Source organism: Bacillota bacterium, assembly GCA_012839765.1.
Lineage (GTDB): Bacteria > Bacillota > Limnochordia > DUMW01 > DUMW01 > DUMW01.
On record DUMW01000045.1, the window covers coordinates 37,210 to 48,544 of the forward strand.

Annotated in this window: 9 protein-coding genes and 4 tRNA genes; 11 read left to right on the forward strand and 2 right to left on the reverse strand. The window is 51.5% G+C overall.

All coding sequences use genetic code 11. From position 1 onward, the window contains the following. Positions 1-203 precede the first annotated feature (203 nt). A tRNA-Glu gene (locus tag GXX57_04745) sits at positions 204-279 on the reverse strand. Positions 280-654: 375 nt separating this feature from the next. On the opposite strand from GXX57_04745, the gene GXX57_04750 reads away from it, so the two are divergent. From GXX57_04750 to GXX57_04770, 5 genes are all read left to right on the forward strand, one after another. After that, positions 655-963, forward strand: coding sequence for a metal-sensing transcriptional repressor (locus GXX57_04750; GenBank protein ID HHV43958.1), 309 nt, complete (start codon positions 655-657; stop codon positions 961-963). 17 nt (positions 964-980) lie between these two features. After that, positions 981-3,374 carry a copper-translocating P-type ATPase gene (locus GXX57_04755; GenBank protein HHV43959.1) on the forward strand — a complete coding sequence of 798 codons (2,394 nt, stop codon included), beginning with the start codon at positions 981-983 and terminating at the stop codon, positions 3,372-3,374. A 161-nt stretch (positions 3,375-3,535) separates the two neighbouring features. Further along, a tRNA-Val gene (locus GXX57_04760) sits at positions 3,536-3,610 on the forward strand. A gap of 13 nt (positions 3,611-3,623) precedes the next feature. Then, positions 3,624-3,699: transfer RNA gene (locus GXX57_04765), tRNA-Gly, on the forward strand. A 5-nt stretch (positions 3,700-3,704) separates the two neighbouring features. After that, positions 3,705-3,779: transfer RNA gene (locus GXX57_04770), tRNA-Thr, on the forward strand. A 315-nt stretch (positions 3,780-4,094) separates the two neighbouring features. Here the strand turns inward: GXX57_04770 and GXX57_04775 are convergent. After that, positions 4,095-4,238 carry a hypothetical protein gene (locus GXX57_04775; GenBank protein HHV43960.1) on the reverse strand — a complete coding sequence of 48 codons (144 nt, stop codon included), beginning with the start codon at positions 4,236-4,238 and terminating at the stop codon, positions 4,095-4,097. Positions 4,239-5,624: 1,386 nt separating this feature from the next. Here GXX57_04775 and GXX57_04780 point away from each other — a divergent pair. The 6 genes from GXX57_04780 (at position 5,625) to GXX57_04805 (ending at position 10,895) form a co-directional block, all read left to right on the forward strand. Further along, positions 5,625-6,005, forward strand: coding sequence for a winged helix-turn-helix transcriptional regulator (locus tag GXX57_04780; protein HHV43961.1), 381 nt, complete (start codon positions 5,625-5,627; stop codon positions 6,003-6,005). Positions 6,006-6,458: 453 nt separating this feature from the next. Further along, positions 6,459-6,695, forward strand: coding sequence for a thioredoxin family protein (locus GXX57_04785; GenBank protein HHV43962.1), 237 nt, complete (start codon positions 6,459-6,461; stop codon positions 6,693-6,695). Between the two features lie 124 nt (positions 6,696-6,819). Next, the gene (locus tag GXX57_04790) at positions 6,820-7,833 is read left to right on the forward strand and encodes a permease (protein ID HHV43963.1); all 1,014 of its coding nucleotides are present in this window, start codon (positions 6,820-6,822) and stop codon (positions 7,831-7,833) included. 116 nt (positions 7,834-7,949) lie between these two features. Continuing rightward, the gene (gene arsM / locus GXX57_04795; protein HHV43964.1) at positions 7,950-8,780 is read left to right on the forward strand and encodes an arsenite methyltransferase; all 831 of its coding nucleotides are present in this window, start codon (positions 7,950-7,952) and stop codon (positions 8,778-8,780) included. 105 nt (positions 8,781-8,885) lie between these two features. Further along, complete coding sequence (locus GXX57_04800) at positions 8,886-9,122, forward strand: IS3 family transposase (GenBank protein HHV43965.1); 237 nt, start codon at positions 8,886-8,888, stop codon at positions 9,120-9,122. Positions 9,123-9,398: 276 nt separating this feature from the next. Then, positions 9,399-10,895: a sulfatase-like hydrolase/transferase gene (locus GXX57_04805; protein HHV43966.1), complete on the forward strand. Its 1,497-nt coding sequence runs from the start codon at positions 9,399-9,401 to the stop codon at positions 10,893-10,895. Positions 10,896-11,335: the final 440 nt, after the last annotated feature.

The window sequence follows — 11,335 nt, forward strand, 5'->3', positions numbered from 1 at the left end:
ATGCCGATGACACATCGGGATTCATCCGTCTCGACCCTACGGTTCGAGCTGCTTGGGTAAAACATTACTGCTCTCTTGGTCCTAGTTTGTCACGGAAAGGGGAGAATATACCCGCTGGTACTTGGTATATTATACCAGAAAGCAAACGCCATTTTGACTGACAGACAAAAAAACAGCACCTGACAAGGTGCTAGACAAAAAAATGGTACCCCCAACCGGATTTGAACCGGTGCCTTCGCCGTGAAAGGGCGGTGTCCTGGGCCGCTAGACGATGGGGGCACGCTTTAATGAGTTTGCTCTTTGCTCAGCGAGGGCCGAGCCCACGCATGATATTATCTTATTTTCTTCTTGATGTCAATACCCTGTAGTCAAGAAAACCTGACGCCAGGTTCGACAGGCGGGAAATATCCCGCAAACGTTGTTAATCATATCAGGTTTCGGATTGGTTGTCAACTGGTACAAGCCATAAACTCAGAGAGTTGGAGGCCCAGTGGACGACAACTCCCGATTTGGAACGGCATAGTTCCGCTCAGTTTTCCGCTCTTGTTTCGTCTTTCTTTGCTGGTCCAGGGTAGAATAGGAATGCTTTCCCTTTTCCTTGACAATAGGGTAGGGGGGTATGGTATATTCGAGACACAGAAGGAGGCGATGCCGATGGAGGATATGAGACATACTCCAGCTTGCGATAAATGTCGGGTGTGGACCGATGAAGAATTGTTGAAAGATCTCACCGTCCGCTTGAATCGCATTGAAGGTCAGATCCGGGGGATCAACCGAATGCTAAACGAAGGCGTCTATTGCAACGATGTGTTGGTGCAGATCGCTTCCGCCCAATCCGCTTTGCAGAGCGTGACAAAGCTGCTTTTGAAACAACACATGAAGTCCTGCGTTCTTGAACGGTTGAAAGCCGGGGAAGAACAGGTAATTGATGAGCTACTGCACACGATTTTCAAGTTGCGGTAGAAACAGGAGGCGATACCATGGCTCAGAGTACTAAGGCACTTAGTGTGCTCAGACTGTCCATTGGTGGTATGAAGTGTGCCGGTTGTGTTGCGGGAATAGAAGAATACCTGAAACACAAACCTGGTGTTGTGGAAGTGCAGATCAATCTGGTCACCGAGGAAGGGACCATCACCTACGATGATACAGTGATTAGCGCCGGTGAACTTGTAAAGACGGTGGAGGAACTGGGTTACCAGGTGGGTACAAAACGGGTTGAGCTCGCGATTGAAGGCATGTCCTGCGCCTCTTGTTCCGGGAAGGTGGAGTCTCACCTCAACAGCTTGTCTGGGGTGAAGAAGGCCACCGTTAATCTGGCCACCGGCAAAGGTTTTGTGGAGTATTTTTCCGGTGTGCTTACCCCGGAAGAAATCCGGGCGGAAGTAGAAGGGCTTGGCTATCCTGCCACCATCCTCCAGGGGGCTGGCGACTATGAGCAACGGAAACAGGCCCGGGAGGCAGAGATCCGGAAGCAGTGGTTGCGCTTTTTGGGTGCACTGCTTTTATCCCTTCCCTTGATTGTGATTCACTTGATGCATATGCTCGGGATGACGGCAGCGGTCTTAGACCCGTGGATCCAGTTCTTGTTGGCCACCCCGGTGCAGTTTGTGGCCGGCTGGCCCTTTTACCGTGGTTCCTACCACGCTTTGAAGGCTGGTAGCCCTAATATGGATGTACTGATTGCCCTTGGGACTTCCGCCGCATACTTCTACAGTGTGGCTGCCCTTTTTGCCGGTTGGGAGACTTTATATTTTGAATCGGCAGCGGTATTGATCACCATCATTCTCCTGGGGCGGGTATTGGAAGCGGTGGCCAAAGGGCGTACTTCCCAGGCCATTGAGAAACTGATGGATCTGCAGGTCAAAACCGCCTCGGTGCTCTACAACGGCGAGGAAAAACAGGTGCCGGTGGAAGAATTAGTGGTGGGGGACATTGTGCTGGTGCGTCCCGGGGAAAGGATCCCTGTGGATGGGGTTATCGTAGAGGGCAGAACTAGTGTTGATGAATCGATGCTCACTGGGGAGAGTATTCCCGTAGAGAAGAATCCCGGCGACGAAGTGGTGGGAGCCACCATCAACAAACAAGGCAGTTTCACCTTCCGGGTTACTAGGGTGGGTGAGGATACGGTTCTGTCCCAGATTATCCGTCTGGTGGAGGAAGCCCAAGGTTCCAAGGCTCCGATTCAGCGCTTGGCTGATCAAGTGTCCCGGTATTTTGTACCCGGGGCCATCGTCCTGGCTGTGCTGACTTTCCTTGGTTGGTATCCCTTTGTTGGTTTTACTGAAGCGCTTCTGCACATGACTACGGTTTTGGTGGTGGCGTGCCCCTGTGCCATGGGATTGGCCACACCTACAGCCATCATGGTGGGAACAGGTCTCGGTGCCGAAGTGGGGATCTTGATCCGGGGTGGTGAGCACCTGGAGCGGATGGGTAAAGTGGATACGGTGGTCTTAGACAAAACCGGTACCATTACCGAAGGCTCTCCCACCGTTACCGACGTGATAGTGTTTCCGCCGCATGATGAAAAAGAGGTCTTAGGCTACGTGGGTGCCGCGGAAAAACTGTCCGAACATCCGCTGGCTGAAGCCATTGTCAATTACGCGGTGGAGATTGGGGCAAGTTTCCCTTCCATTGAAGATTTCGAAGCCATTCCCGGTAAGGGAATTCGCTTCAGTGTGCAGGATGTTCTCTGGTACGTGGGTAATGAGCGCTTGATGACAGAACAACAGGTTGAATTTGACTATTCCCTGGTCCAGCGTCTGGAAGATGAGGGCAAGACGGTGGTGTTGGTGGCTAACCGGGACCGGGCCATTGGCGTGCTGGCCGTGGCGGACAGAATCAAAGAATCGGCACCGGAGGCCATTCGGGAACTTGCCCGGATGGGCATCGATGTGTACATGCTCACCGGAGATCGGGAGCGGACCGCCCGGGCCATTGCGTCACAAGTAGGTATTCAACATGTAGTGGCCCAAGTGCTGCCTGAAGACAAGGCAGTCCAGGTGAACCAACTGAAGGATCAAGGCCGGGTGGTGGCCATGGTGGGAGACGGGATCAATGACGCCCCGGCCCTGGCCTCGGCCGATGTGGGGTTGGCTGTTGGCACGGGCACCGATATTGCTATCGAAAGTGCCTCCATCACCCTAACCCGAGGGGATTTGCGAGCCATTCCGGCCGCGGTGCGGTTATCCCGGCAGACCTTGCGTAAGATCAAGCAAAACCTGTTTTGGGCCGTGGTTTACAACACAGCCGTGATTCCCTTGGCAATCTTCGGTGTGTTCACACCGGTGATTGGGGGTGCCGCCATGGCTCTGAGTTCCATTTCGGTGGTGGCCAACTCCCTGCTCCTAAGACGGTTCGATCCCTTTGCTTTCTAAACACTAACCCAAAGGGTTCCCGAACGGAACTAGGCTCTGTTCGGGAACCTTCCTTCAAAGCTTGACAAGATCTTCGATCCCGTTCGCACGTTTTGTCGCTGGCAGATCTCAATAGACTCTTGACTTGGGATTCTAGGGGAGCTATAATGTTAACACAAGGCGGGCGCGTAGCTCAGCGGGAGAGCGCTGCACTCACATTGCAGAGGTCGCTGGTTCGAAACCAGCCGTGCCCACCATTATTTATTTTGAGCGGGCGTAGCTCAGTTGGTAGAGCATCAGCTTCCCAAGCTGAGGGCCGCGGGTTCGAGCCCCGTCGCCCGCTCCAGCTGTGCCGGCGTAGCTCAATGGTAGAGCAGCTGAATCGTAATCAGCAGGTTGTAGGTTCAAGTCCTATCGCCGGCTCCAGATAAAACCCCGATTCTACAGGGGTTTTCTTTTTTTGTCCTGAAAGGGAGAAAGAAGAATCAGCCGGTCATTTGGCCGAAATCGGTTGAGCAGGACCAGTCCAATTGACAGTTGTTGTGGAGACGATTGCACAGGTCCTTCTGAGTGCCCAACGTCTTCGTTGGAGGAATATAATGGATCCCGACATTCCTTGCAAGAATGCGGAGGGCCTTGCGAATATAGCCAATGTCTGGTACATTCCCCGTTCGATCAGTCACCACAAGATTAGTCCCAACATTGTACCCTCTAATATCTCTTTCTCTGCCTTGTGTCGGGCTAGGGCCGCCACAGAAACGGTGTGGTGGGTAGGCACCTCGAACGCCCCGTCTTGGTAACTCCAATGACGGAATTCTCCGGTGTGCGCTCCTTGACTGCGGCATCAATGATGATATCGTGGTGGTGCATTCGTTCCCAACGCAAAGCAAGTATCTCGCCGGGGCGTAAATCCAACTTTACTCCAAGTACCAATGAATATGTCGTAGAGGTTTCAAACGTCAAGCAGGAATACACCTTCTGCACATCGTCAAAACTCCAGACGTCTTTCCCTGTCTCGTCTAGGGCGTGACGTCACCTCCAATTTGCGGAAATCGAGTCGGTGGCATTTGTCTCGGTTTGCGCACCAGTTCAAGGACGCTTGTAAGGCTCTCTTGTTGTGTCGGTCAATTCTTGGGTTCCTTGCCAAGGCTTTTCGAAGGTGTAAGACGGTCAGGCCTTTACGGCGTTTAGTGCCTAGTTCCGGCAATAGTTCGTCTTCAAATCGTTGCCGGTAGAACCGAAGTTTATATGGCTTCTGTACTGGCTAATGTGTTCGCGTAGGCCTCTTGTACTGTCTGGTAGTTGGTGTCGGCATCCTGGGGCCATTGACGCTGACGGCTACCAATGCGGACGAAGTTGGTGCAGGTCCTCAGATACCAAGCGCGGAGTACTACTACTCACTGGCTAAGGCGCGAAAAGAATCCCGGGTCTTCTTGTTAGGGTGGCTGAACAGGGCCTATTCCTGATGGGGAGGTTTAACCCATGGAACAGTTCCTTGAGTTTCTATTCACGTTCCAGGTGTTAGGCGTTCTAGCTTTTGTTGCTTTTTTCGCCTTGTTTTTCTCATGTGGTTCCTGGTGGAAAAGACGGGTATGCTGGTTGGGCTGAAAGGCTACGAGAAGCTATCCTTGGCCATGGAGGTTTTCTCGGACAAGTTTTACGAAGCGTTTGGCCGAGAGCCCGCGCCTGGCGATGGGGGGTGGGAGGTCAAGGTGCTTAGGTGGCTATGTAGACTTGAAAGGAAGGACGACGTCCGGGTCCTTTTTTCGAGTCAGCTCGAAGAATCCGAAGGAGACCGCGGCCTAGCGGGCGATGTCCATGTCTACTGGGAGGGGCAATCGTGGACAAGTAGGGAGTGGGCCCAGTATCAGAGGGCCCTGCGACGAAACAAGGGCTGTTGGGAGGAGGAAGTCAGACGCTGGTGGAATAATAGGTCACGTCCATCCAGCATTTAATGTGAGATTGTTCCCTTCAAGTCAAGGGTCACGTCCCCATGGAAAGCCGAAGAGAGGCTTCGTAGGGGCCTTCTTAGATCTGTAGGTTGAGATGCCCTAGGGGCCGTCCTAGGCATTTCCCGCATGCAGAACGCTCCGGCGTCTTGGAGTTGTTGGAATGCAAAATGGTGGCCTATACAGGGGCTTGGACTCGCCTACTCAAATCTGCGTTTCCTGCAAAGAAACTGCTCGGAAAAATGGTTGTTTCGTGGATCACATAGTCATTGACGTAGCGGGTCCAATGCATTAGTATATAAGCATATGATTATATAAGGCGGTGGTTGCTATTACGGCATTAGTCGAAAGGTTGAAAGTCTTGGCAGATATTACCAGGCTGAGAATACTGAAGTTGCTTATCGGCAGGGAGTATTGTGTTTGTGAGTTGAGGGAGATCATCGATATCAGTCAGCCCGGGATATCGCAGCATTTGCGAAAGCTTAAAACAGCTGGCTTTGTAATTGAACGAAGAGAAGGCCAGTGGGTATACTACAAAGCCGACGAAGGAGCCCTTAGGGGGTTCCAGGCGGATCTTTCTCGCTTCCTCAGCGCTGATCTAGCATCCATTCCGGAAATGGCCAAGGAGTTAGAAAAGGCACAGCATCTGGATGAAAACCCGGTTGTGATAGCGTGCAAATCAGGCTCTACAGGCAGTTGTTAGTTGGCAATGGGAACGCGGCTGGTTGGCATCATGTTCTTATGTACAGGTAATCCTGCTGAAGTCAGATGGCTGAGGAGCTGGTCAACGCCCTTGGGGAAGATGCAGGCCTTAAGCTCAGGTCTAAAGGCCCACGGTTTAAGTCCCAGAGCGGCGGACGCGATGAACGAGGTCGGGATAGATATATCCCGCAATACCTCTGATTTCATCAATCAAGAATTGCTGGTAACCATTGCCCACAGACTCCGTTATCGGTGAGGTTCCAATGGCGTTTTGATGATTCAGTTAAGGTAGTTGGCACAAGTTTAGGGAAATCCGGGATGACATCACCCAAAAGCTCAAGGAGTCTCCCAGGGCAATATGGGCTGGGGGTATAGCTGGGAACAACACCACCAGCCGCTCCGATATTTACTGAGAAAAGCGTATTTGATATTCCAGGTAAAGGAGTTGTGGGAAGTGAACATCAAGGTGCTGGGTTCTGGCTGTGCGAAGTGCAATAAGTTCGAACAACTGGTACGGGAGGTAGTGGAAGAAGAAGGGATTGATGCAACAGTAGAAAAGGTTACAGACCTCATTGAGATTATGGGCTATGGGGTCATGACCACCCCTGCCTTGGTTATTGATGACAAGGTGGTATCCAGTGGGACCCTACCAAACAAAGACAAGCTCAAGGAATTGTTGGGTAGGCAATGAGTCTTCTCTTGTGGTGCTGCTGAAGGGTGGCACCCAGCTATTAATACCTGCAGAATAGGGATTTGCATATCTTCGGCGATGGTTCTCTCAATGATTGATTATGACGCAGGGAGAGATGATTAGTATGGCTATCCTTGGCTGGCTGAACGATCAACTTCTGAAGATGGAATGGCTTTCAGCATTAGTTAAGACGTTGGTTGAGAACGTGCTTGGTTTCGATGCTTCCACTAGGCTAGGTGGCAGCATTCATTTTTTTGTCTATGATACAATCAAAATTCTAGTGTTGCTCTCAACCCTGATTTTTGGGATTTCCTATATCCAGAGTTTTTTCCCACCAGAGCGAACCAGGAGGATTCTAAGCAGATTCACTGGGGTGGGGGCCAACATCGTGGGAGCGCTGATGGGAACCGTGACTCCTTTCTGTTCATGCTCTTCTATACCGATTTTTATTGGTTTCACCAATGCGGGGCTGCCGATCGGAGTCTCCTTTTCTTTCTTGATCTCATCACCTCTGGTGGACTTGGCATCAATTCTGCTGTTGGCCAGTGTCTTTAATTGGAGGATAGCCATAGCCTATGTATTGGTCGGTGTGCTTCTGGCTGTCGCCGGCGGCACCCTTATCAGTAAACTTAAGCTGGAAAGCTATGTTGAGTCCTTTGTTTATCGGAACCAGGCGATTGCAGTTGCTGCTGATGAGGTAGCAGAGATGACCAGCCAGGAACGGCTCACGTTTGCCAAGGAGCGGGTAGTGGACATCATCCGTCGGGTTTGGTTTTATGTCCTACTGGGAGTTGGTATTGGCGCAGGTATCCACAATTGGATACCCGAGGGTGTTATTACTGCTATACTAGGAAGAGAAAACGCCTTTTCAGTCTTGATAGCTACCGTTGTAGGTGTGCCGATGTATGCGGATATTTTCGGGACATTACCAATAGCTGAAGCCCTTGTGGCTAAGGGCGTGGGATTAGGCACGGTCTTGTCTTTCATGATGGGGGTTACTAGCTTATCGCTGCCGTCCCTTATTCTCTTAAGAAGACTAGTGAAACCTAGACTCTTAGCGGTTTTCACCGGAATCGTCATAGTCGGGATTGTGATTATAGGGTATGTCTTTAACGCTGTTGGTCATTGGTTTCTGTGAAAGGTGATTTGCGAGGAGAGGGAGAGCGTTAATGTCTTTCAGGTGGGCAGCTGGCTGAGGGATTAGAGCAAGGGACTTGAGTGAAGGTAGCTAGAAACGCGGGAGGAGAGGATATAATGATGTCCCACGAACAGGGAGGCAAAAAAGAGGTTCTCGATACCTACAGGCGGATCGCCAGGGGCGAACAGAGTAGCTGCTGCGCAAGTGGATGCAGCTGCCATGGAAGTGAGGATCAGGGAGGGTTGACAGTTGCAGAACGGGCGAGGCAACTAGGTTACACCGCGGATGATCTGAGTAAGATTCCTCAAGGAGTAAATCTAGGTCTAGGATGTGGTAATCCCTTGGCCCTGCTTTCTCTCGAGGAGGGAGAGACGGTTCTAGATTTGGGTAGCGGGGCTGGGTTAGACTGCTTTCTTGCCCGGCAGAAGGTGGGTCCATCCGGTAAGGTAATCGGAGTGGATATGACGCCAGAGATGGTTTTCCGAGCCCGGGAGACGGCAAGGCAACAAGGGTACGATAATGTCGAGTTTCGTTTGGGCGAGATAGAGTATCTGCCGGTCCGTGACGAGTCTGTTGATGTAGTTATTTCCAACTGTGTGATTAACCTTTCCCCGGAGAAAGAGCAAGTATTCAAAGAGATCTATCGGGTTTTGCGGGCCGGCGGTCGACTTAGTATTTCCGATATAGTTGCTCTAAAGCCTTTACCAAGGGAACTCAAAGACGATCCTGCCATGCTCTCGGGTTGTGTGGCTGGTGCCATATTGGTTGATGAACTGCGGCAGCTGCTCCATTCCGTGGGTTTTCAGCATGTCCAGATGCAGTTTCCCGATAACAGTGGAGAGATAATTGACTCATGGTCGCCTTACTCCTTGTCAGAGTATGTCAGCCCCTGTCTAATTCAAGCTGTCAAGCCCAAGGACACCGGGGACCGCAAGACAGAGAACTAATCGGCTAGAGAAGCACTAAAGCCTAGGGGCTGTCCTGCCCTCTGCCAGGCAACTCTAGTACACTCAGCTTTCACGGGAGTCACAAGGTGTTGCCAAGGCGCTCGGATGAAGAACGAGATGTTCTATCACTGCTGGTGGGACAATGTGTCGGTAGAGCAGTTCATCGAAGGGCTTGATAACTACCTCAGATGGTACAATGAGGAACGCATCAAAATATCACTAGGGGGTATGAGTCTCATCACTTACCGATGCAGCCTCGGGTTGGCGGTATGGGGCAGCACGCAAGTTCAAGAAGACATCCGCAGCCCCCGCGGGTCACTTGTATGTTGCAATCACATCTAGTCTTGCGTATATTACCGCTCCGTATCTCTTCCGTGGTACATAGTGTGTAGCGGAACTACTTTACCATGGGGCACCCACAGGCCTTTCCTTCTTGTAGCTGTGTAGTCCTTGTTGTACTTTGTTCCCTACCAGGGCTTTGGGGGACAGGCAGGTCGAAACGTAGTTGAAATCGAAGAGCAGTATTGGAGAGTAAACCTGTTTGTGAAAGATCTTCGTGACTGCTGGTGAGGGTGAGACTGTTGAAGCGGAAGTTCGAGGGAACAGGAGTGAAATCTGTTGAGCAAACCAAACATACTGCTAATCACCAGTGATCAGATGCGTGCCGATGCCATGGGGTGCAGCGGCAACCCGGACGTGAAAACTCCCCATCTTGATCGCTTGGCCCAAAGCGGCGTCTGTTTCACCAATGCCTTTACACCGGACCCGATTTGTGTGCAAGCTAGGGCAAGCATTACCACCGGTTGTTATCCTCATAGATGTACGGGTTTTAAGGACAACAAAGGTGCCATTAGGGCGGGCTTTCCTCTACTTGGGGAAGAACTGAACCAACGGGGTTACCGCACCTATGCCCTAGGCAAGCTCCACTACTTACCCTATACACCCCCGGGGGAAAAACGGACTACCTACGGGATTGAGACGGTTGAACTGGCTGAGTCGGGAAGAATCGTGCAAAAGTATGATCCCTACGGTTGTCTGAAAGGATTGGAAGATTACCATGATTACTTGTACACGGTAGGCTGGGGAGGCTATACCAGAGGTCATGGCTTGGGGAACAACGATATCTTCGCCGCCGCAAGCCCCATTCCGGAAGAATACTATGTGGATGCCTGGGTGGCGGACAGAACCATCTACCATCTGGAAAGACATCTTGAGGGACAACCCGACACCCCCTTTTTCCTTTGGATGTCCTTCCCTAAACCCCATTCTCCCTATGACCCGCCGCGACCCTATGACAGTATGTACGATCCCCGTTCGATTTCACCGCCGGTCGGTGATTTCTCGAAGATCCAAAACAGGGGCCTCGACTTTTTTGTCCGGGAATACTTCAACCACATGTGGGACAAGGTATCGCCGGAGGCAAAACGGGTAATCAAAGCCCATTATTATGGCCTAGTCTCTTTCCAAGATCGTCAGATCGGTCGGGTCTTGGACTTCTTGGAAGCAAAGGGCTTGAGAGAGGATACAATCATCATTTACACTGCTGATCATGGTGACATGTTAGGTGACTTCGGCCTTTTCTTCAAACGCAATTTTTACAACGGCTCTGTGCGAATTCCCTTCATAGTAAGTTATCCCCGGCGGGTTGCGGCTGGAAGAATTTCAAGGGAACTGGTTGGACTTCAGGATATTTTACCAACCCTGATGTCACTGACGGGGACGCCGCTGCATCGGCCGGTGGACGGGGAAGATTTGACCCCGGTGTTGGAAGGACACGACAGTTCGATCAGGGAGTATTACGTCGGGCAGTGCATGGATCATCCACAACAGCAGTATATGGTGGTGGATGGAGAATGGAAGTACATCTATCACCAGCTGGGTGGTGTTGAAGAGTTGTACAATCAACTGCAAGACCCCCATGAGCTAAACAATCTAGCCGATAGTAAAGATGCTCCCATCAAGGTGGTGCGGCACCGCATGCGGGAATACTTGCGGCAATGGTGTATTGAAAATGGAGACCAGTCCATGTTGGAAAACGGTGAGCTGGTGGTGTATCCCAGGGAAGAGTTTAAAATTCCCCAGCCCGGTGGCGTCTTTGGTCGCAGGTACTACTGAGGCCTAGCGAGGCCTGGTTTAGGAACGAATAGTCGGGCACCATTGACGGTGCCCGTTGATCCCTTTTGAGCATTGCTGATTCCCGATGTTCAATAACCGGGAGGATGTGGCGGCATATTGCCCTGACAGACCTTGGAGAGAGAGCTCTTCGTGCTAGCCGTCGTCAGCAGCCTATGCCGGGCATCTTTTCATCTTCTTTCCGTGGTTTCTTGCTTCCTCATGTGAAGTGTATTGGTGATGTACACCAAAATATGGTACGTCGTTATTGCAAACTGAGCCTCCCAGGAACTTTTTGTACGTATGCTGTAATGGCCAGTATGCCGTCTTGCGTAAGCCATAGTGGCAGCTTCTTTGAACCCGAAGAATCCTTCCGTCCAGGATTGGTAAAGGCCGTGCGGCCCGGTGGCGCTGGGTCAATAATGCCAATTGTTGGGCGAGAT

Coding starts and splice junctions, on each gene's coding strand:
- GXX57_04750 (HHV43958.1), top strand. CDS start 655: ATGGAGGATATGAGACATACTCCAGCTTGCGATAAATGTCGGGTGTGG.
- GXX57_04755 (HHV43959.1), top strand. CDS start 981: ATGGCTCAGAGTACTAAGGCACTTAGTGTGCTCAGACTGTCCATTGGT.
- GXX57_04790 (HHV43963.1), top strand. CDS start 6,820: ATGGCTATCCTTGGCTGGCTGAACGATCAACTTCTGAAGATGGAATGG.
- GXX57_04800 (HHV43965.1), top strand. CDS start 8,886: ATGAAGAACGAGATGTTCTATCACTGCTGGTGGGACAATGTGTCGGTA.
- arsM (HHV43964.1), top strand. CDS start 7,950: ATGATGTCCCACGAACAGGGAGGCAAAAAAGAGGTTCTCGATACCTAC.